The 19,871-nt window shown below is 65.9% G+C and carries 19 protein-coding genes and 1 pseudogene; 10 read left to right on the top strand and 10 right to left on the bottom strand.

Features of this window, described 5'->3' with window-relative positions; genetic code table 11:
- The first annotated feature begins 118 nt into the window (after window positions 1–118).
- Window positions 119–922 carry an MBL fold metallo-hydrolase gene (locus F562_RS0112090; RefSeq protein ID WP_018157229.1) on the top strand — a complete coding sequence of 268 codons (804 nt, stop codon included), beginning with the start codon at window positions 119–121 and terminating at the stop codon, window positions 920–922.
- Between the two features lie 18 nt (window positions 923–940).
- Here F562_RS0112090 and F562_RS0112085 read toward each other — a convergent pair whose 3' ends face one another.
- Window positions 941–1,618 (bottom strand): Crp/Fnr family transcriptional regulator, encoded by a 678-nt coding sequence (locus F562_RS0112085; RefSeq protein WP_018157228.1) that lies wholly within the window; start codon window positions 1,616–1,618, stop codon window positions 941–943.
- Window positions 1,619–1,721: 103 nt separating this feature from the next.
- Here F562_RS0112085 and nth point away from each other — a divergent pair, with 103 nt between their 5' ends.
- On the top strand, window positions 1,722–2,459 hold the full coding sequence (nth, locus tag F562_RS0112080; protein WP_018157227.1) for an endonuclease III: 738 nt from the start codon (window positions 1,722–1,724) through the stop codon (window positions 2,457–2,459).
- A complete protein-coding gene (locus F562_RS0112075; protein WP_018157226.1) occupies window positions 2,456–3,097 on the top strand; it encodes an NUDIX hydrolase in 642 nt (213 codons plus the stop codon). The genes nth and F562_RS0112075 overlap by 4 nt, the downstream gene beginning before the upstream one ends.
- Before the next feature lie 14 nt (window positions 3,098–3,111).
- Here the strand turns inward: F562_RS0112075 and F562_RS0112070 are convergent, their stop codons facing one another.
- From F562_RS0112070 to acs, 4 genes are all read right to left on the bottom strand, one after another.
- Window positions 3,112–4,026, bottom strand: coding sequence for an alpha/beta fold hydrolase (locus F562_RS0112070; RefSeq protein ID WP_018157225.1), 915 nt, complete (start codon window positions 4,024–4,026; stop codon window positions 3,112–3,114).
- 36 nt (window positions 4,027–4,062) lie between these two features.
- A complete protein-coding gene (locus F562_RS0112065; protein WP_018157224.1) occupies window positions 4,063–4,464 on the bottom strand; it encodes a phage holin family protein in 402 nt (133 codons plus the stop codon).
- Between the two features lie 81 nt (window positions 4,465–4,545).
- Entirely contained in the window at window positions 4,546–5,856 is a 1,311-nt protein-coding gene (gene nhaA / locus F562_RS0112060) for a Na+/H+ antiporter NhaA (protein WP_018157223.1), read from the bottom strand.
- Between the two features lie 123 nt (window positions 5,857–5,979).
- Window positions 5,980–7,956, bottom strand: a complete 1,977-nt coding sequence (gene acs, locus F562_RS0112055; protein WP_051080237.1) for an acetate--CoA ligase — start codon at window positions 7,954–7,956, stop codon at window positions 5,980–5,982.
- 185 nt (window positions 7,957–8,141) lie between these two features.
- On the opposite strand from acs, the gene F562_RS0112050 reads away from it, so the two are divergent.
- A complete protein-coding gene (locus F562_RS0112050) occupies window positions 8,142–8,528 on the top strand; it encodes a universal stress protein (protein WP_026181230.1) in 387 nt (128 codons plus the stop codon).
- Between the two features lie 18 nt (window positions 8,529–8,546).
- Here F562_RS0112050 and F562_RS0112045 read toward each other — a convergent pair whose 3' ends face one another.
- Window positions 8,547–9,230 carry a response regulator gene (locus tag F562_RS0112045; RefSeq protein WP_018157220.1) on the bottom strand — a complete coding sequence of 228 codons (684 nt, stop codon included), beginning with the start codon at window positions 9,228–9,230 and terminating at the stop codon, window positions 8,547–8,549.
- A gap of 156 nt (window positions 9,231–9,386) precedes the next feature.
- Between F562_RS0112045 and F562_RS0112035 the strand changes: the two genes are divergently transcribed.
- Window positions 9,387–10,637: an ATP-binding protein gene (locus tag F562_RS0112035; protein ID WP_018157219.1), complete on the top strand. Its 1,251-nt coding sequence runs from the start codon at window positions 9,387–9,389 to the stop codon at window positions 10,635–10,637.
- 17 nt (window positions 10,638–10,654) lie between these two features.
- On the opposite strand, the gene F562_RS0112030 is transcribed toward F562_RS0112035, so the two are convergent.
- Window positions 10,655–12,253: a sensor histidine kinase gene (locus F562_RS0112030; RefSeq protein WP_018157218.1), complete on the bottom strand. Its 1,599-nt coding sequence runs from the start codon at window positions 12,251–12,253 to the stop codon at window positions 10,655–10,657.
- Between the two features lie 109 nt (window positions 12,254–12,362).
- On the opposite strand from F562_RS0112030, the gene F562_RS0112025 reads away from it, so the two are divergent.
- Entirely contained in the window at window positions 12,363–13,349 is a 987-nt protein-coding gene (locus F562_RS0112025) for a Bug family tripartite tricarboxylate transporter substrate binding protein (RefSeq protein ID WP_018157217.1), read from the top strand.
- A gap of 19 nt (window positions 13,350–13,368) precedes the next feature.
- Here F562_RS0112025 and F562_RS20240 read toward each other — a convergent pair whose 3' ends face one another.
- The 3 genes from F562_RS20240 to F562_RS0112010 form a co-directional block, all read right to left on the bottom strand.
- Entirely contained in the window at window positions 13,369–14,361 is a 993-nt protein-coding gene (locus F562_RS20240) for an OmpA family protein (RefSeq protein ID WP_018157216.1), read from the bottom strand.
- An 85-nt stretch (window positions 14,362–14,446) separates the two neighbouring features.
- A complete protein-coding gene (locus F562_RS0112015; RefSeq protein WP_018157215.1) occupies window positions 14,447–15,076 on the bottom strand; it encodes a nucleoside/nucleotide kinase family protein in 630 nt (209 codons plus the stop codon).
- The gene (locus F562_RS0112010; RefSeq protein ID WP_018157214.1) at window positions 15,073–16,119 is read right to left on the bottom strand and encodes a LacI family DNA-binding transcriptional regulator; all 1,047 of its coding nucleotides are present in this window, start codon (window positions 16,117–16,119) and stop codon (window positions 15,073–15,075) included. The genes F562_RS0112015 and F562_RS0112010 overlap by 4 nt, the downstream gene beginning before the upstream one ends.
- Before the next feature lie 156 nt (window positions 16,120–16,275).
- Between F562_RS0112010 and F562_RS0112005 the strand changes: the two genes are divergently transcribed.
- The 4 genes and pseudogenes from F562_RS0112005 to F562_RS21375 form a co-directional block, all read left to right on the top strand.
- Window positions 16,276–17,304, top strand: coding sequence for a substrate-binding domain-containing protein (locus tag F562_RS0112005; RefSeq protein WP_018157213.1), 1,029 nt, complete (start codon window positions 16,276–16,278; stop codon window positions 17,302–17,304).
- Window positions 17,305–17,306: 2 nt separating this feature from the next.
- Window positions 17,307–18,296 (top strand): ABC transporter permease, encoded by a 990-nt coding sequence (locus F562_RS0112000; RefSeq protein WP_026181229.1) that lies wholly within the window; start codon window positions 17,307–17,309, stop codon window positions 18,294–18,296.
- Window positions 18,293–19,102: an ATP-binding cassette domain-containing protein gene (locus F562_RS0111995; RefSeq protein WP_018157211.1), complete on the top strand. Its 810-nt coding sequence runs from the start codon at window positions 18,293–18,295 to the stop codon at window positions 19,100–19,102. The genes F562_RS0112000 and F562_RS0111995 overlap by 4 nt, the downstream gene beginning before the upstream one ends.
- Before the next feature lie 189 nt (window positions 19,103–19,291).
- Window positions 19,292–19,516, top strand: a pseudogene (locus tag F562_RS21375) (IS1634 family transposase); the annotation flags it as partial.
- Between the last annotated feature and the right edge of the window lie 355 nt (window positions 19,517–19,871).

The following is a 19,871-nucleotide window of genomic DNA, read 5'->3' as shown; positions in this document are numbered from 1 at the left end:
CGACGGGCATTTCCACGCTAAGGCATGGTGATTCAACGGCGAGTCAACAGAACGTAAAGGTTCAGTCTTGGCTGCGACCGCGGAGCGTGCACCCAAACGCCTGGCCTACGGTGGAGCAATGACCGACAGTGAACCGTGGCGAGGTGACGCAGCGCCTCGGGTTAATGCTCTTTTGGCGCCCAATCCGGGGCCGATGACTCTTGATGGCACTAATACATGGGTCCTGGGTGATTCCAGCAGTGACGCGGTCGCTGTGGTCGACCCGGGGCCGCGAGACGAGGGCCACCTGAAGGCCGTCCTCGATCATGTGGAGTCGCTGGGCTCGCGCGTCGGGCTCACGTTGCTGACGCATAGCCACCTCGATCACACCGAAGCCGCGCAGCGGTGGGCTGAACTCACCGGGGCTCCGGTGCGCGGAGCGGGCATCGGTGATCCGCTTCATGACGGGGAGCAGTTGGCGGTTGGCGGAGTCGACATCAGAGTGGTCCACACACCCGGTCATACGGCCGATTCGATCTCGTTCCACCTGCCGGATGACGGGGTCTTGCTGACCGGCGACATGGTGCTAGGACGGGGAACCTCCGTCGTTGCCTACCCCGACGGCGAAGTCGGCGCCTATTTGAACTCCTTGCAGCGCATGGCGGCACTGGCGCCTGTCGACGTCATCGCGCCAGGCCACGGTCCGGTCGTCACGGAACCGGCAGCGCTACTGGAGCACTACCGGGACCATCGTCGTCGCCGCCTCGACCAGGTCGCCGCCTGTCTGGACGACGGCGCCCAGCAGGCCGGTAGCACCGAAGACGTGGTCGAGGCGGTCGTGCAAAAGGTCTACGCGGACGTTCCTCAGGACGTGTGGCCCGCGGCCCGGCTCACCGTGCGTGCGCAGATCGAGTACCTGCGGACGTTCGGCGAACCAGCCTGAGTCGTACCCCGCGGGGGATCAGCGGGCGCGTCGCTGCAAACGCTCGACGTCGAGCAGCAGCACGGCACGTGCTTCGAGGCGTAGCCATCCACGTCCGGCGAAGTCAGCCAACGCCTTGTTGACCGTCTCGCGGCTGGCGCCGACGAGCTGAGCGAGTTCTTCTTGGGTGAGGTCGTGCGCGACGAGAACACCCTCGTCGCTGGGTCGTCCGAAGCGGTCGGCAAGATCGAGGAGCGCCTTGGCGACGCGACCGGGAACGTCGGTGAACACCTGATCGCCCAGCGCCTCGTTGGTGCGTCGCAGCCGTCGCGCGAGGGCACCGAGCATGCTGACTGCCACGGCAGGGCGCTCGGTGAGGTATTTAGTGAACTCGGCGTGGTCGAGGGCCACGAACTCCGAGTCGGCTACCGCCGTCGCGGTGGCCGTACGCGCACCCGGATCCAAGAGGGACAACTCGCCGACCATTTCACCGGGACCAAGAATGGCGAGCAGGCTTTCGCGACCGTCCGGTGAGGTACGTCCGAGTTTGACCTTGCCTTCGACGATGACATAGAGCCGGTCACCGTCTTCTCCTTCGTCGAACAGCGCGGTGCCACGCACGCACTGAGTCCGCGTCATCGAGGCAAGGAGAGCCTCGGCCGCTTCGTCGTCAAGGGTTGAGAACAAGGGCGCCTTGCGCAGTACATCGAGGTCCACGTCACACATCCTGCCATGAGCCGGGGCTGAGTAGCGGTCACCCGCCAGATGCCTCGATGCCGGGGGTCACCTGGTGTCAGTGGAACGGCTTAGGGTCGGGGGAGTGAACCCCCTCGATACCCAGGCCGAGACCCCCGTGGGCCTGACCCGGCGAGCCCGAAAAATCTATCGCGTACTCGGTGAGACCTACCCGTACGCACGATGCGAACTGGACTTCGACACTCCGCTGCAGCTGTTGGTGGCCACCATTCTGTCGGCGCAGACCACCGATGTGGGGGTCAATAAGGTCACTCCAGAGTTGTTTCGGCGCTATCCAGACGCCGCCGCCCTTGCGGGCGCCGACCGGAGTGAGATGGAAGAGCTCCTCCGTCCGACGGGCTTCTATCGCGCGAAGACCAACTCCGTCCTCAAGCTTGGCCAGGCCCTCCTCGAGCGCTACGACGGTGAGGTTCCCGTCCGGCTGAAAGACCTGGTCACGCTCCCTGGCGTCGGCCGCAAGACGGCCAATGTGGTGTTGGGCAACGCGTTTGGCGTTCCTGGGATCACCGTCGACACACACTTTGGGCGGTTGGCTCGGCGACTTGGATGGACCGAGCTCACCGACCCGGTGGAGGTCGAACACGCGGTGGGCGACCTGTTCCCACGTAAGGACTGGGTCATGCTCAGTCATGTGCTGATCTTTCATGGCCGACGGATGTGCCACGCCAAGCGACCGGCGTGCGGTGCCTGCCCGGTCGCGCGCTGGTGCCCGTCCTACGGCATCGGTGAGACCGATCCGGAGAAGGCCGCGGCGTTGCTGAAGTTTGAGTTGGCGCCGGGCGCCGTGGCTGGACCGTCGTGACGGAGGTGACGGTCCCGGACTGGCTGCAACGTGTTGCCGATACGGCGGCCGAGGACATCGACCTCGTGCGGCGTAGTGCACATCTGACGGGTGGTCGGGAGTCAGCCGTGCTGATGTTGTTCGGGCCATCCGCCCGCGGCGTGACCGTCGTCTTGACCGAACGCGCGCAGACCCTGCGCCAGCACCCGGGCCAGGTGTCGTTTCCTGGCGGCGGCGTCGACCCAACCGACGACGGACCGGTGGCGGCAGCCCTTCGCGAGGCCCAGGAGGAGGTCGGTGTCGATCCGGCTGGCGTCGAGGTCGTTGGCTTGCTGCCGCAGCTTCCGCTGAGCGTGACCGGCTTCTCTGTAACGCCCGTGCTCGGCTGGTGGGCGCGACCGCGGCCGGTCGGAGTGGTGGACGCCGCCGAGGTTGAACGGGTCGCCGTGGTGCCGATAGCCGAGTTGCTCGATCCGGCCCACCGCTTCATGGCCGTGCATCCAGCGCGAGAGTTCGCTGCGCCAGCGTTCGAAGTGGGGGATCTCTACGTCTGGGGCTTCACGGCCATCGTGCTCAGTGAGTTCTTTGACGTCGCGGGACTCACCGTGCCGTGGAACCTCGAGGATGAGAGGCCGGTACCCCAGCGCTTCCTGCGCTAGCGGCGCCGCGTCCTTCAGATCGTCGCGAGCCACTGAAGCAGCAGCTCATTGGTGCGTTCGGGAGCTTGCTCCGGCACGAAATGCCCGACGCCTGGTAGCCGAACCTCGCGGTATGGGCCGCGACAGTAGGTCTGCGACCCGAGCGTCGACGCCGGGAGGACACATCCGTCGTCCTCACCGTGGACGAACAAGGTGGGAAGTCGGCTCTGTTGACTCAGCCGATTGACGAATCGGCGGCCATCGGAGCGCAGCACCGACCGTACGATCCAACGGAAGTATTCCGCCGAGGAATGCGCAACAAACGGCAGGGTGAGCGCGGCCGCGTAGCGTTGGACCAGGTCCTCCGCGGGCCAGTCGCTGCCAGACCACGCGCGCATCACCCTGCGGGTGTAGCGCGGCCCAGCCACCAACTGGCGCTCCGGAACGAACGGCATCTGCATGGAGTGCAGATAGCGGTTGGCCCGCACTTGAGCCGGGACGCGTGCTGAACTTTGCCGCATGACCAGGGGGTGCGGCATCCCGAAGGAGGCCACGGCGGTCGTGACATCCGGCTGCATCGTCGCCATGGCCCACGCAATCCAGCCACCCCAACCGTGCCCGACGACCACCACTCGACGTTCGCCGAGACACCGGACCAGGGCCGCCGCGTCTGCCGCCAGGGTGAACGTGTCGTAACCCTGCGGTGGTTTGTCGGAGGCGGCATAACCCCGCAAGTCCATGGCCGCAACCCGGTAGCCCGCGTCGGCAAGAACGGGGATCTGATGGCGCCAGGCCCACCAGAACTCGGGAAAGCTGTGCAGCAACAGCACCAGCGGGCGGTCGGGTCCGCCAGTGCCGGCCTCGGCGATATGAAAACGTGCGCCGTTGGCAGCCACCATGCGGTGGTTCCAGGGTCCGTCAATCAGGACGCTCGAGACGTCTTCGGTCATGGAAGTCCCCGACGACGTCTAGAGGCGCGTGGCCAGTCAGCCCTTGGCGGGCTTAACTGCCTGCACTGTCTTCTGGGCGTTATCAATGGCCGACTTGGGCCCGCCTTGCATCTTGTCGAACTGCTTCTTGCCGACGAGGGCAAGGACCAGAACGATCACCAGCAGCACCAGCGCCACGATCAAGAACGCGAGCCAGGGGGAGAGCCCCGCGGCGTACAGACCCCACGCCCCGGCGGTCAGCAAGAAGCCAAGCATGTAGAGGGCAAGGACTCCTGCGACGGCGAGCATCGCTCCGCCCTTGCCAGCCTTCTGCGCCTCGGACTTCAGCTCGATCTTTGCCAGATCGAGCTCGCCCTTGACGATGCCCGACAGGTCGGACGACGCGTCGGCGACGAGCTGCCCCAGCGTGCGCTCGGCACCGTTGGTGTGCTCTGCCATCTTTACTCCTGGTGTGGCCGGGTACGGAGCCGTGTGCGGCTCCCGGGAAGGGACTGCACAGGACCCTACTTCGTTGTCACCCTACAGATTGTTCGGGGTGTTGGGCTGATCGTCGTACACGTCGGGAATGCCGTCGGAGTCGGAGTCGACTGTCTCCTTCTCGTGCATGGTCCGGTAGTGCCGATTGCGTCGGGTCAGCACGATGGCTCCGAGGATGGCCGACACGAACGAGCCGGTCAGCACACCGATCTTGACGAACTCGTCAGCCTCGCTACCGGTGCCGAAGGCGAGTTCGCCGACCAGCAGCGCGACCGTGAAGCCGATTCCGCCGAGCAGGCTCATGCCGAACACGTCCGACCAGGACAGGTCGCTGTCGAGGTCGGCCTTGGTGAACTTGGCCAGGAGGAAGGTGCTACCGAAGATGCCGATCACCTTGCCGAGCACCAGACCGAAGATGATGCCGAGCGTGATCGGGTTGGACAGCGCCGTCGTGAACCCGCCCCCGATGAAGGTCACTCCGGCGGCGAAGAAGGCGAAGATGGGCACGCAGAGTCCGGCCGAGATCGGCTGCCAACGGTGCGCCCACTCGGTGCACAGGGCCGGGGTTCCGAAGCGGTTCGTCGCGGCCGGGACGACCAGCCCGAGGAGCACTCCGGCGATGGTCGCGTGGATCCCCGAGCTGAGCATGAAGACCCAGCAGATGACGCCGATCGGGATGAGGATGAGCGGCTTGCGCACGCCACGGTGCGCGAGGTAGCCGAAGAGCGCAACCAGCAGGAGGGCTCCCAGCAGGAAGCCGATCTTGATCTCCTCGGTGAAGAAGATCGCGATGATCAGGATGGCGATGAGGTCATCCACCACCGCCAGCGTCAGCAGGAAGGACCGCAAACCGCTGGGCAGGTGCGTTCCGATGACAGCCAGCACCGCGACGGCGAATGCGATGTCCGTGGCGCTCGGGATCGCCCACCCCGCGAGATCTCCGTTGCCGACCACGTTGATGAGGACGTAGACCAGCGCGGGGACGATGACGCCGCAGGCTGCGGCGATGATCGGCACCGCGGCCCGGCGCTTGTCCTTGAGGTCCCCGACGACGAACTCGTGCTTGAGTTCGAGCCCGACGACGAAGAAGAACACCGCGAGCAGGCCGTCCGCCGACCAGTGCGCCAGGCTCAGGTCGAGGTGAAGTCCGAGGAAGTCCTTGCCGAGGTGGGCTTGGCCGAGCGAGGTGTACGCGTCGCGCCAGGGCGAGTTGGCCCATACCAGAGCCGCGAGCGAGGCCACCAGGAGCAAGACCCCGCCGACGGTGTCGGCGCGGAGCCGCTCGGCGATGCGCTGTGCCTCGGGCCAACTACCGCGGCTGAATAGACGGTTCTGGCTGGATTTCTCGGTCATGAGGGCCTTTCGGGTCGGACTCGTTCACAGCATCCACCGGTCACCCGCGTGGATGGCCGACCAGACTTCCCGGCACACCGTCGCCCACCCTAACCGCGGGTGGGCGACGGTGCGCCGCGTGTCTTATGAGGCGGGCTTGCCCATGCCGTCCTGGATGAGATTCATCACCGAGGAGTCGGCCAACGTGCTCACGTCGCCCACCTCGCGGTTCTCGGCAACGTCTTTCAGCAGGCGCCGCATAATCTTTCCCGAGCGGGTCTTGGGCAACTCGGGGACGATCATGACCTGGCGCGGCTTGGCGATCGGTCCGATCTCCTTGCCGACGTGGCTGCGCAACTCCTGGATGAGTTCCTCGCCCTCGGCGCCGCCCGCATCCGCGCCCTCCGAGCGCAGGATCACGAAGGCGCAGACGGCCTGGCCGGTCATCTCATCGGTCGCGCCGACGACGGCGGCCTCGGCAACCCGGGGGTGGCTGACCAACGCTGACTCGATTTCGGCTGTTGAGAGGCGGTGGCCGGACACGTTCATCACGTCGTCTACGCGGCCTAGGACCCAGATGTTGCCGTCCTCGTCGTAGCGCGCACCGTCGCCGGCGAAGTAGAACTCCGGCCCGAAGCGGCTCCAGTAGGTGTCCTTGTAGCGCTCGTCGTCACCCCAGATCGTCCGCAACATTCCGGGCCACGGCTCAGTGAGCACCAGGTATCCCACGGCGCCCGGGTCGGTCAGTCGTTGACCCTCGTCGTCGAGGATCTCGGCCTTGATGCCAGGAATCGGACGCTGCGCCGAGCCCGGCTCGAGAGTGGTGACTCCCGGCAGCGGACTGATCATGATGCCTCCCGTCTCGGTCTGCCACCAGGTGTCGACGATGGGGGCCTTGCCTGCGCCGATGTGGTCGCGGAACCAACGCCATGCCTCGGGGTTGATCGGCTCTCCGACGCTGCCGAGTACCCGGATGGAGGACAGGTCGTACTTCGCGGGGATGTCATCGCCCCACTTCATGAACGTCCGGATCGCCGTGGGCGCGGTGTAGAGGATGGAGACGCCGTACTTCTGGACGATCTCCCACCACCGTCCCTGATGCGGGGTGTCGGGCGTGCCCTCGTAGACCACCTGAGTGGCGCCGTTGGCGAGCGGGCCATAGACCAGGTAGCTGTGGCCGGTCACCCAACCGACGTCAGCGGTGCACCAATAGACATCGGTCTCGGGGTGGACGTCGTGTACGACAGCATTGGCGTAGGCGTTCTGCACTAGATAGCCACCACTGGTGTGCAGGATGCCTTTGGGCTTCCCGGTGGTGCCGGAGGTGTAAAGGATGAACAGTGGGTGCTCGGAGTCCATCGGCTCCGGCGTGTGCTCAGCGCTCTGACCGTCGACGAACTCGTGCCACCAGACGTCGCGGCCTTCGACCCAGTCAACCGGCGAATCGGTCCGCTTCACGATCAGGACGTTCGTCACTGAGTCGGCGTCCTCCTTGCCCTCGGTGACGGCCAGTGCCTCATCGACCGTTGCCTTCAGCGGTGCGGGCTTGCCGCGGCGCCACTGCCCGTCGGTGGTGACCACGACCTTGGCCTCAGCATCGATGACGCGGGTGCGCAGCGCGTCAGCAGCGAACCCGCCGAAGACTACGGAGTGCGGTGCGCCCAGCCTTGCGCACGCCAACATCGTGAAGACCGTCTCAGGGATCATCGGCATGTAGATCGCGACCCGGTCACCCTTGCCGACGCCCAGTTCGGCGAGGGCGTTGGCGGTCTTGCTGACCTCCTGCTGGAGGTCGGCGTACGTGATGGTGCGGGTGTCGCCCTGGTCGCCCTCGAAGTGAATCGCGACGCGCTCTCCGTTGCCTGCCTCGACATGGCGGTCGACGCAGTTGTACGAGACGTTGAGTTCGCCGCCGACAAACCACCGAGCGAATGGGGCGTTGCTCCAGTCGAGGGTCTGGTCGAAGTCAGTGCTCCAACTGATGCGCTCGCGAGCTTGCGTGGCCCAGAACCCTTCGCGGTCGGCTTCGGCATCGTCGAACAGGGTGGACTGACCCACCGCCTGCGCTGTGAATGCCTCGTCAGGGGCGTACGTCTTGGCGCTGCTGTCCTGCGTCACCACAAACTCCTTTTCCTCGTCTTCAGCTCCTGCACGAGCCAGCGACTCCCAGCCATCGTCGCGGCGGGGCCGACCGACTCGTGGCACAACGCTAGTCACGCAGCGTGCTGCCGTGGTCCGATGGGCCACAACTCGTCCAAATCTGAGATGACCACTGTCAGCCGGGACTCGCCGGCGAGGAGGAAACTGTGACGGTATTAGTGGCCTACGCGCCCGATGATGCAGGCGACGCCGCCCTCACCCGAGGTATCCAAGAAGCCTCTTCGCGCGGTGAGCGCCTGGTGGTGGTGCACGGAGCCAAGAGCGACCGCATGGTTGATCCCTGGCGCGCCGCCGACCGCACCTGGGAACAAGTCACGGCTGAGGTCGCCGCGTCCGGGGTGGAACACGAGGTCCGAGAGCTCGAGGGCCCAGACGTCGCGAGGCTGATCATTGAGGCGGCCGTCGAACTCGAGGCGGACCTCTTGGTGATCGGCTTGCGCCGTCGTACCCCGGTCGGCAAATTGGTCCTGGGTTCCATCGCCCAGCAGGTGTTGTTGGGCGCGCCCTGTCCGGTGCTATCGATACGGCCCTGAGCCGACCCGCGCTGGCAGTTAGGCGCGGGTGTAGTAACGCTGGGGTCGGCCGACTTTGCCGTACTGCTGGCGTGCGACTGCCATGCCGCTGTCCACGAAGTACTCCAGGTAGCGACGTGCGGTCACCCGGGCCAGACCCAGCGTCGTGGCGCACTCGGTCGCAGATAACTCACCCTCGTCGATTGCCTTGAGGACCAGGTCCGCGGTGGTGCGGTTGAGTCCGTTGGGGAGCGCAGGAACCGGCTGGTGCGACGCCACGCCAAAGACCCGGTCGATATCCGCCTGCTGGGGTTGGGCTGCGGCACTCAGGCCGAGCAGGCGCTTGCGGGCTCGGCGCACTTCGCGCAGGCGCTCGTGAAGTTCGTCCTGGGTGAATGGCTTGACGAGGTACCCGGTGGCTCCGCTAGCGCGAGCCAGTTGGACGGCTTCGGCTTCGCGATCAGCCGTCACCATCAGGACGTCGGCGGCGACTCCTGCTGAGCGCATTTGGCGGAGGACCTCAAGTCCAGACCGGTCAGGTAGATGAATGTCGAGCAGGACGAGGTCCGGCTGCTCGTCGATGGCGAGTCGCAGGGCATCGGCGCCAAGATGTGCCAGGCCCACCACGACGCACCCACCGGCTTGTTCGACGAACTTCTGATGGAGAGCCGCGATCCAGGTGTCGTCATCGACGATGAGGACGCGCAGGTCGTCGGATGTCATGGCTGCCCGGCTCCGCTGACGACCGCGGTCAACACCGCACCGTGGTCTCCGTTCATGGCTTCGACGTTACCGCCATGGCCCTCGCACACTACAAAGAGTCGAACGCTCATTCCGCAGAAAGACAGTTAGATTTTCTGCAAAAGGTAGAATGACACCATGGAGACCTACCACCCTCGAATCGCCGACCAGGAGCTCGTGGAGCGACTTGGGTACATCGGCGCGGTCCTGATTGAGGGCCCGAAGGCCTGCGGCAAGACCGCGACGGCGACCCGGCACGCCCGGACCGTCATCCGTCTCGACGAGGACCAGCGGGCTCGCCAGTTGCTGGACCTTGCCCCGGATCGGCTGTTCGAAGGCTCCACTCCGATCCTGTTCGATGAGTGGCAGGTCGCGCCGTTGATCTGGAACCGGGTCCGGCGCCAGGTGGACGATCGCCCAGGTAAGGGTCTTTTCATCCTTACCGGATCGGCGACGCCCACAGACGACGCGTCGCGACACTCAGGGGCAGGGCGCTTTTCCGTCATGAAGATGCGTCCGATGAGCCTGTTCGAGTCAGGCCACTCGAATGGAGAGATGTCGCTGCGCGCTCTCCTGAAGGGGCAGCCGCAGACGGGCCTCGACACGCACCTTTCTTTCGAGGAACTGCTCAAGCGCATCGTGGTCGGGGGATGGCCCGAACTGGTCGATGCCGACGAAGCCAGCGCCCGGCGGTGGCTTCGTGACTACCTCACCAATCTCGTCGAGGTCGACATCCAAAAGCTCGGCTCACGCCGCGACCCCTCGAACCTCCGCCGGCTCCTCGAATCCTTGGGGAGGTCCGTCGCGCAGGCCACCAAGGCCGCTGAACTCGCGAGGGACGTCGGCGGAGAGGGCGGGCCGATTGCCAAGGAAACCTTGACCGCGTACCTCAATACCCTCGATCGACTTCACCTCCTCGACAACTCCCCGGCCTGGCTTCCCCACATGAGGTCGCGCGCCCGCCTTCGCGTTGCGCCGGTTCGCTACTTCGCCGACCCGTCCATCGGCACCGCAGCGCTCGGCATCGGCACGAGCGACCTCACCTACGATCTCGAGGCGTTGGGGCTCCACTACGAAGCTCTCGTCATCCGCGACCTACGGATTTATGCCCAACTGCTCGACGCCCGCGTGGACTCCTGGCGAGACGCCGACGGCCACGAGGTCGACGCCATCGTCAGCGTCGGACCCAATTCGTGGGGAGCCTTCGAGGTCAAGCTCAACCCCAAGGCCGTCGATGAGGCGGCCGCATCACTACTGCGCTTCAAGGCCAAGGTGGACACGAGTCGGCAAGGTGAGCCGTCCTGCCTCGGCGTCATCACCAGCACCGGCGCCGGTGGCCTCCGCCCCGACGGCGTGCACGTCATCCCGATCGGGGCCTTCGGGCCCTGACCGGCGGTCGTCGGATGTCATGGCTGCCCAGCTCCGCTCACGACCGCGGTCAACACCGCACCGTGGTCTCCGTTCATCGCTTCGACGTTACCGCCATGGCGCTCGCACACCGCGCGCACCAGCGCCAGCCCGACTCCTCGTCCGACCGCGTCCGACGGCTTGGTGGACCAGCCCCGCAGGAAGACATTTCCCAGGTGGGCGGGGTCGATGCCGGGTCCGGTGTCGGCGACTCGGACCTCGGTCACGTTGCCTTGCTCGCGATGGCGCAGGCGTACGGAAACCTCGCCACCATGCCCGCGCGTGGCGTCCAGGGCGTTATCGATGAGATTGCCGAGCACGGTGAGGACGTCGGCTGCGTGCTCGGGGGCAAGGCGTGGAAGGTCGGTCTCCGGCTCGAGGTGCAGTTCGATGGCCGCTTCGGCGGCGGCAGACGTCTTGGCGATCACGAGCGCCGCGACGCGCGGGTCGCGGATGACGCGGGTCACTGCTTCGGAGATCTCCGTGCGTTGTCGACTGAGGTCGCTGACCAGTCCGACCACGTCGTCGTACGCCCCGAGCTGGAGCATCCCGGAGATGGTGTGCAGCCGGTTGTCGAACTCGTGGGTCTGCGCGCGCAGCGTCTCAGTGATGCTGGCCTGCGCCGCGATCTGGCTCTCCAGAGCAACCAAGTCGCTGCGGTCGACAAAGGTCGTGACAGTCCCGACGAACCGCCCGGCGTCGAGCGCCCGTCGGCGGTTGAGCACAAGGACGCGGCCTTGGTGGACCAGAACCGTGCTGGCGCTGTCTGCGGGATCGGTGAGGAAGTCACGGACGTGTTCGGGAAGTGCATGGTCGGCCACGGCGCTCCCGGTGGACGAGGAAGGCAGGTCGAGCAGTTCGGTCGCGGTGGCGTTGACCACGGTGAACACGCCGTCCCGGTCCACCCCGACGACGCCCTCCCGGATGCCGCGCAGAAGAGCCTCTTGGTGGTCGGCGAGGCTGGCGATCGCGACCGGTTCCAGGCCGCGGGTCTGGCGCCGGATCAGGCGCGAAAGGGCATACGCACCAGCGCTGCCCAGGAGTGCCGCCATGCCAAGGAAGAGCAGCAGGTCGGGCGCCGACCCGACCAACTGGGACCACCACGACGGGTATTCCTCGGAGACCAGGACTGCGCCGATGGTGCGACCGCTGTCGTCCAGGACAGGAGCCTGCCCGCCGACTGAACGTCGCCCATCGACTTCGAGGTCGCCTGTCCACGAACGCCCTTGCGAGGCAGGAGATCCCAGCTGTGGTTCGGTGCCGTTGGCGGCGGGGTCCGACGCCGCTTCGACGGTGCCGCCCGCGCTGAGGATGAGCACTTGCCGTGCACCGGACAACAAGGTGGCGCGCGCGATCTCGCCGTCGAGCTGGCGCGGATTGCGGTCTTCGGCCAGAACATCTCGCACCAGTGGCGCTGCCGCGAGGCTCTCGGCGACCGCCACCATGCGGGTGCTGCGCGTGGCGCGGAAGTCCTGGGTCGACTGCTGCACGGTCACCACCGCGACGGCGGCCAGCACGAGTCCGAGTACGACGAGTTGAAGCATCAAGAATTGCCCGGCGAGTGTTCGGGGACCATGGCGAAGACCGCGGCGCGTCATCCGACCTCACCCCCTTCCTGGCATCCGGCGGGTCGGCGGGGCATGTGTGCGAGACCATCGAACCGTACGCCGGGCCACGAAGCACCCGAACCACGAGAGGCCGAGATTCATGACCAGTCGACTGACCCGACGCCGCCTTCTGGCCGCCGGACCAGCCCTGGCCATGGCACCTGCCGTTGCCGGGTGCGCACGCGGGGCGGGCGGGGCGTCCTCCGAGCTTCGGATGATGGTCCCGAATAGCCCCGGCAGCGGATATGACCAGACCGGCCGTGCGGTGGCAATGCAGCTCGAGGACAGCGGGGCCACCGGGCGGGTTGAGGTGTTCAACGTCATCGGAGCCGGGGGCGCGGTCGGACTGTCCCGATTGCTCAACGAGCGGGGTAACGGCAACCTGATCATGACGATGGGGTTGGGCTTGATCGGAGCGACCTATGCGCAGAAGAGTGCTGCCCGAGTCGCCGATGCGACGCCAATCGCTCGGCTATTAAGTGAGCCGGAAGGCATTGTGGTCCAGGCGGATTCGCCCTTTCGACGGCTGCCCCAACTGCTGGCTGCATGGCGATCTGACCCGCGCGCGCTGGTCGTGAGCGGTGGTTCGTTCCCCGGCGGGCCCGACCATGTCTTCGCGATGGAATTGGCCCGCGCGGTCGGGATCAGCCCGAGCTCGGTGTCATTCCGGACCTATGACGGGGGCGGGCGACTGCTATCTGCCCTCCTGGGTGGCCGGATCGACTTCGCCACGAGTGGCATGGCCGAGTTCCAGGCGCAGGTAGACAACGGGCAGCTGCGATTTCTTGCGACCTCGGGAGCGCGGCGTGAACCCACCCTTCCCGCCATTCCGACGCTGCGGGAGGAAGGTGTCGACCTGACCTTCACCAACTGGCGCGGTCTGCTCGCCCCACCGGGGATCGGTGCCACCCGACGGCGCGAGATGGTGCATATCGTGCGCCAGATGCGGGATTCGACGGCCTGGAAACGGGCCATGGAGTCGCGCTCATGGAGCGATTCATGGTTGGCGGGCGATGAGTTCGCGGGCTATTTGCGGTCGCAAGACCGACGGATGTGGCGAGTGATGGATGGCCTCGACCTGCCCTGAGCGGGACGAGGGGTGACCATCACCTCGTCCAGGAGATCGTGACGCGGCGATTCTTGGCTCGTCCGTCGGAGTTGTCTTGGCCGTCGGACGTGACGTTGGCGGCCACCGGCTCCGTCTCGCCAGCACTGCGTACCCGCAGATCGATGCCCGGAATGTCCTGACTGAGTTCAGCGGCGACCGCGTCGGCGCGACGCTTGCCAAGTGTCTCGTTGTACGTCGCGCTCCCCTTGCTGTCCGTGTGTCCCACGAGATTGACCGGTTTGCCCTTGACGCTCGTACGCATGCTGCGGGCTGCGCTCTCGATGACGGCCCGCCCCGCCGGGGTGAGCTCGGCGCTGTCGAAGCGGAACAGGACGTCGGAGTAGAGGTCGACACTCGAGGTGTTGCCGACATTGCAGACGGTAAATCGCCCCGCGAGTGAGTTGACCGCAGGGCTCTTGCCGCCGGAGACCTGGGTTCCGTCTTTCTCGGCATAGAAATAGCCCCCTGTGTCGAGTGCACCCTTACTGCCGTTCGAGCCGACGAACTGGATTCCCTTGCTGTTGCCGCACGTAGTGCTGCCGTCAGCCGCGACGAGCACGACGCCCGTCGCGTCGGCAACGGCTCCCACGCCTTGGCGATTGACCGTCGTGACTCCGCGCGCCGTGGTCAGGGTGGCACCGCTCTGGTTGATCAGGAGCCTGCCTTTGCTCGTCGGCAGGCTCACGTCGCCCTCGGGAATGTCCTGGCCGAGATCGACCGCGTGGCGCATACCGTTGCGATACACGAAGGTGATGGTCGAGCCCTGAAGGACATATCCACCGTCTTGGGTCAGGTGCTCGCGTCGTCCGGCATCGGTACCGTCCGGTCCGACATCGCCTGCCGTGGTTGATCCGGTCGTGACGCCAGCAGAGGAAGCGTTGGAGGTCTCCGTAGGAGCCGTGGACGTTGCGCCAGTGTCTTGGCAGGCGGTGAGCGTCATCACGCCGGCAAGGGCTGTGACGGCGGCAGTGATCTGGGATGTGCGGCGCATGGGGACTCCTGGACTTGGCGAACGAGACTTGGCGAACGACTCGAGTCCGACGCGCAGCCGCGTCCGCCGGTTCCGTGCGCGGTGGTTATCGGCCGTTGATGACCAAACCCGCACGGGCACGGCTTTGCGCGACCAGCGCCGCATTACCGCCGTCGGGTCCATCCGCGCGTCGCTGTGCGTGCTCGGGTGTGCTACCGAAGGCGACGTGGCGGGCGATGAGCCGTGCGCGGCGTACGTCCTCAGACGGAGGGTCCAAGAACCACGAGATGTCGAGCAAGTTCCGGATTTGTGACCACGGATCTTCTTGAAGCAGAAGGTAATTGCCCTCAGTCACCACCAGGTCCACGTCGGGTTCTGCGGCTATGGACCCAGCGACCGCCTGCTCGAGTGCGCGGTCGAAGGTGGGAGCCCAGACCGTCTCTGACGGGCGCTCGCGCAGGCGCTGGAGCATGGCGACATAACCCGCGGCATCGAAGGTCACTGGCGCGCCTTTGATGTCGGAGAGGCCTCGGGCGTCCAGGACCTCCTGGGCGAGGTGAAAGCCGTCCATCGGCACTAAGACGGTCCGGATCCCACCAGCCTGGGCGCGCGCGACGATCTGCGCCGCGACAGTGGACTTGCCCGATCCGGGTGCCCCGGCGATGCCGAGGATCACGCGTTCTCCGGGGCGGTGGTGGTGGATGAGATCACGCACGGCGAGGTCGAGGTCGGTCACCAGCGGTCCTTCGGACAGTCGAGACGGGGGCACCCGCAGGACGTGCGGTGAACCACCTCCGCGGGGAGGCGGATGGTGCGGCGGGGAGCCATCGGGTCGGTGAGCCGGCGCATTAGGAGTTGGACCGCTTGGGCGCCCATCGCGAAGAAAGGTTGCGCAACGGCGGTGAGGCCCGGCGTCATGGCGTCCGCCCACTCGAAGTCATCGAACGCGACGACCGCGATGCCGTCGGGGATGCTCAGCCTGAGCTCGTTGATTGCCAAGAGGATGCCAACGGTCATCGCATTGTTTCCGCTGAAGAGGGCCGTTGGAGGATTGCCCGAACCCAGCAGCTGAAGCGCTGCGGCCCGGCCGCCGGCCACGCTGCTGTGACCCGGGACGACCTGTCCCGCTTCGTGGTCGACCCCCGCCGAAGTCAACGCGGCACGAAAACCACTGACGCGGTCCCGCGTGGTCGAGATTCCCTCGATGCCGGCGATCATCGCCACCCTGCGGTGGCCGAGATCGGTGAGGTGCTCGACTAAGGCAGCCGAGACAGCCTCGTTCTCGGTGCTGACCTGGTCGCAGCGCACCTCGCTGGAGCGGTCGACCAAGACGAAGGGTCGTTGGTGCTTACGCAAGATCGGCAGCGCGAGTTCCTGCCAGTCTGCGGTGGGTGCCAGGACGATGGCGTCGACGGCGTGCTTGACCAGTGTGGTCAGTCCGTCCGCTTCTCGACGCGGGTCGTCATGCGAATCGCACAACATAACCGCGAAACCGTTGCGCACGGCTTCCTGCTCGACGCCCTGAAGAAGTTCACCGTTGTAGGGGTTGGAGGCCCCCGTGACGACGAGACCGACGGTGCGCCCGCCGCCCGCGCCACCGGAAAGCCCAGCGGTTCGAGGCGCCTGGAATTCGAGGACTTCCATGGCCGCGGTGACGGCCGTACGCGTTTCTGGCGCAACGAATCTCGTCCCGTTGATGACGTGCGACACCGTGCTCGTGGACACGCCGGCGTGGTCGGCAACATCCCGGAGCCGGACGCGCTTCCTGGGCGTGGGCATAGGGGCAATCTCCGCTAAATACGTGAGTTTGGCAATCTGTTGCGCAACGCATGGTGTTGCGTGGTGAGTCGCCCTAGCGTGTGAGTCGCGTCACTCCAAGGGCGTGACTGAGCGCTGCCGAAGGCGCCGGTCTCCGAAGGACGATCGAGGTCAACCATGAGGTTTACTCCCCCGCGAGCGCGACGTCATGTCGCGCTCCTCCTGGTCGTCGGTGCCACCGTCACCGGCTGTACGAAAGTCCCCACCAACGGACCGCTGGCTGAGAGCAATGGCGGTGGCGACGGGCCGATCAAGGTTGGCTTGGTGACGAAGACCGAGAGCAACCCCTTCTTCGTCAAGCTGCGCGACTCTGCTCGGGCTCAGGCTAAGAAGCAGGGCGGGGAGTTGATCGCGCTCTCGGGAAAGTTCGACGGCGACAACGATGGCCAGGTCGCTGCGATTGAGAATCTGGTGCAGCAGGGGGTCAAAGGAATCCTCATCACCCCGAGTAACTCCGGCGGAGTCATCGGTGCGCTGAAGAAGGCTCAGGAGCAAGGCATCGTCGTGATCGCTCTTGACTCCGAGACAGACCCTAAGGATGCGGTCAGCGCGACGTATGCGACCGACAACACGGCCGCGGGTCGCGTCCTTGGCAAGTACGTCAAAGCCAGCATGGGCAAGACCTCGCCCCAGTTGGTGACCATGGACCTTGACCCCAGCTCGGCGGTCGGCAAGCAGCGACGAAGTGGCTTCCTTGCCGGAATGGGATTATCGGCGAAATCACCGGCCGTCATCGGCGCGGCTCTGACCCAAGGTGACCAGAGCAAGGCGCAGCAGCAGATGGAGAACCTGCTGCAGCGGGTCGGCACCAAAGTCAATGTCGTCTACAACATCAACGAGCCAGCGGCGCGCGGCGCGTACCAGGCGCTGAAGGACAAGGGCTTGACCGACAAGGTCACGATCGGCGCCATCGACGGCAGTTGCTCTGGCGTGAAGGACGTGAAGTCGGGAAAGTTCGCCGCGACCGTGATGCAGTTCCCGAAGACGATGGCGCAGCAAGGAGTTTCGGCTGTCATCAAATATGCCAAAGAGGGCGAGACGCCCAAGGGCTTTGTTGACACCGGCGCTCAACTCATCACCGACAAGCCGCTCCCCGGTATGTCCTCCAAGGACTCCGCCTGGGGCCTGAAGAATTGCTGGGGCTGATCATGACGAGCACTACTGCGGGGTCAGCGGGCCGTACTAATTGGCGTGACCTCTTCGCCCGCCGCCCTGTTCTGGGGCCGGCCGCCGCCCTCGTGGCTGCCATCGTGGTCTTCTCACTGTCGACCGACACCTTTGCCAGCATTCCCAACTTCTCCCTGATCCTGCAGCAGACCGTGGTGATCGCGACGCTGGCCTTAGGGCAGACGTTGGTGATCCTGACTGCCGGTATCGACCTGGCCAATGGCGCGACGTTGGTGCTCGGCACGTTGTTGATGACCCAGTTGGTCACCGGCGGACTCAACGGAGTGCTCGCACTCGTGGTCGGTTTGGCCGGGTGCGTCGGTGTGGCCACGCTGTCGGGGCTGTTGGTGACCTCCCTGCGGTTACCCCCGTTCATCGTGACCCTGGGCATGCTGACGATCGTGACCGCGGTCGGCGCGCTCTACTCGGGCGGCACGACCACGAGCGTCCCTGACGGCATCCTGCGCTGGATGGGCACGACGCGCTATCTCTTCGGGCGCTACCCCTTCACTGTCGGCATGATCGTGGCCGGATTGCTCTTCCTGCTGGTCTGGATCATGTTGGTCAAGACGGCTTGGGGACGGCACGTCTATGCCGTCGGCGACGCGCCGGAGGCCGCCCGGCTGACCGGTATCGCGGTCAACCGCGTTCTGCTCAGCGTGTATGCCCTTGCTGGACTGATCTACGGCATCGGCGCGTGGCTGGCGCTAGGTCGAACGCCCACTGCCGATCCCAACGCCTACCAGACCGCGAACCTGGACAGCATCACCGCAGTGGTCATCGGTGGAACCAGCCTGTTCGGTGGGCGCGGCAGCGTCTGGGGAACGGTCGTCGGGGCGCTCATCGTGGCGGTGCTGCGCAGCGGTCTCACCGCGCTGGGCATCGACGGCAACTATCAGAACCTTGCAACTGGCGCGCTCGTCATCCTGGCTGTCGCGTTCGACCAGGCGACCAGGAGGGTCAAGTCATGACACCGACCACAGCGAACGATCAGCAGGGCGAGGCGAACACCGACACGGTCGTGCCGGTCATGGAGGCTCGCGGGCTGGTCAAGCGGTATGGCCATGTCACGGCGATGAACGGCGCTGACTTCGAGCTATTGCCGGGCGAAGTGCTCGCCGTCGTTGGCGACAACGGGGCCGGAAAGTCGACCCTGATCAAGGCGATCACCGGCGCCGTCACTCCCGACGAAGGCGAGATCCTGCTCGATGGCGTCCCGACCACCTTCCGCAGCCCCAACGAAGCGCGCGCCTTGGGCATCGAAACGGTCTATCAGCAACTGGCCGTCGCCTCAGCGATGGACATCGCCAACAACCTGTTCCTCGGTCGCGAGCAACGACGCTCAGGACTCCTCGGCACGTTGGGTTTTCTGGACCGCAAAGGCATGCGTGAAGAGGCCCGACGCCAGCTCGACGCGCTCGGCATTGGCACCGTCCAAGACATCACCGTTCCGGTCGAAGCGCTCTCCGGCGGCCAGCGTCAGGCAGTCGCCGTCGCGCGGGCGGCGATGTTCGGCAGCAAGGTCGTCATCATGGACGAGCCCACTGCGGCCCTTGGCGTGCGAGAGACCCGACACGTGCTGGACCTCATTCAGCGCATCAGCGCACGCGGTCTCCCGGTGGTGTTGATCAGCCATGACATGCCCGCCGTCTTCGACGTCGCCGATCGCATCCACGTCCACCGTCTCGGTACGCGGGCCGGCATCGTCAAGCCGTCCGACGTCACGATGAGTGACGTGGTGTCGTTCATCACCGGCGCCGCGCAAGTGCCGCAGTAGAGATCCGTCTAGACGCACGAACGGCTCGCGGTCCCTTGTCAGGGGCCGCGGCCGTACGCGTCGCGGTGCCCCGCGCGCACCTGACTCGTGCCACTCTGGGCGATCTGGCGATTCGGGACGGCGTTTGTGCTGGTCAGGGGCTTGCTGTTGGTCGAGTTGACCCACTAAGCGGGTGGGTAGGGTCGGCGCGTGGTGTTCGTGCGGAAGGTCAAGACTGGCTCGGGCGCGACCGCGGTCCAGATTGCTGAGCGGGTTGGTGGCCGCGACCGGGTTATCGAGCACCTGGGATCGGCTCACACCGACGGTGAGCTCACGGCGCTGCTGGAGACCGCACGGCACAAGATGCACCCCGAGCAGGGCGAGCTCGATCTGAGTCCCGGAACCGCCGGGGTCGGCCCCTCGGTGATCACCGGTCATCAGCATCAACGGCTCCCAGCAGACCTTCCCGCCCGCGATCCCCGCCGAACAGCAGGCCGTCCTCGACGCCCTCGCAGACCCGCGGCCAAGGCACTAAGACAAATGGCAGAGCTCAGGTCGCATGATGCGACCTAACATATGGCTTTGCAAGCAGGGGGTTAGGGGTTCGAGCCCCCTAGGCTCCACCACGAGAAACCGCAGTTCAGCCTGCGGTTTCTGTCATTCTTGTGGTCCCGGGGATCCGTCCCAATTGGTCTCTGTGGGGGACTGGTGGGGGAGCCCCGACATCCTGCCCTGACTCCGAGCTAACTTTCCGGGTTTCGACCATTCAGTCGGACCACACCACTACTGT

The sequence above is a fragment of the Demetria terragena DSM 11295 genome (assembly GCF_000376825.1).
Classification (GTDB): Bacteria; Actinomycetota; Actinomycetes; order Actinomycetales; family Dermatophilaceae; genus Demetria; species Demetria terragena.
This window is presented reverse-complemented; position numbering and strand designations above follow the sequence as displayed.

Excerpts from the sequence above, each read along its gene's own strand:
- F562_RS0112090 (WP_018157229.1), top strand. The coding sequence starts at position 119 with ATGACCGACAGTGAACCGTGGCGAGGTGACGCAGCGCCTCGGGTTAAT.
- F562_RS0112070 (WP_018157225.1), bottom strand. The coding sequence starts at position 4,026 with ATGACCGAAGACGTCTCGAGCGTCCTGATTGACGGACCCTGGAACCAC.
- F562_RS0112065 (WP_018157224.1), bottom strand. The coding sequence starts at position 4,464 with ATGGCAGAGCACACCAACGGTGCCGAGCGCACGCTGGGGCAGCTCGTC.
- nhaA (WP_018157223.1), bottom strand. The coding sequence starts at position 5,856 with ATGACCGAGAAATCCAGCCAGAACCGTCTATTCAGCCGCGGTAGTTGG.
- F562_RS0112045 (WP_018157220.1), bottom strand. The coding sequence starts at position 9,230 with ATGACATCCGACGACCTGCGCGTCCTCATCGTCGATGACGACACCTGG.
- F562_RS0112035 (WP_018157219.1), top strand. The coding sequence starts at position 9,387 with ATGGAGACCTACCACCCTCGAATCGCCGACCAGGAGCTCGTGGAGCGA.
- F562_RS0112030 (WP_018157218.1), bottom strand. The coding sequence starts at position 12,253 with ATGACGCGCCGCGGTCTTCGCCATGGTCCCCGAACACTCGCCGGGCAA.
- F562_RS0112025 (WP_018157217.1), top strand. The coding sequence starts at position 12,363 with ATGACCAGTCGACTGACCCGACGCCGCCTTCTGGCCGCCGGACCAGCC.
- F562_RS20240 (WP_018157216.1), bottom strand. The coding sequence starts at position 14,361 with ATGCGCCGCACATCCCAGATCACTGCCGCCGTCACAGCCCTTGCCGGC.
- F562_RS0112010 (WP_018157214.1), bottom strand. The coding sequence starts at position 16,119 with ATGCCCACGCCCAGGAAGCGCGTCCGGCTCCGGGATGTTGCCGACCAC.
- F562_RS0112005 (WP_018157213.1), top strand. The coding sequence starts at position 16,276 with ATGAGGTTTACTCCCCCGCGAGCGCGACGTCATGTCGCGCTCCTCCTG.
- F562_RS0112000 (WP_026181229.1), top strand. The coding sequence starts at position 17,307 with ATGACGAGCACTACTGCGGGGTCAGCGGGCCGTACTAATTGGCGTGAC.
- F562_RS0111995 (WP_018157211.1), top strand. The coding sequence starts at position 18,293 with ATGACACCGACCACAGCGAACGATCAGCAGGGCGAGGCGAACACCGAC.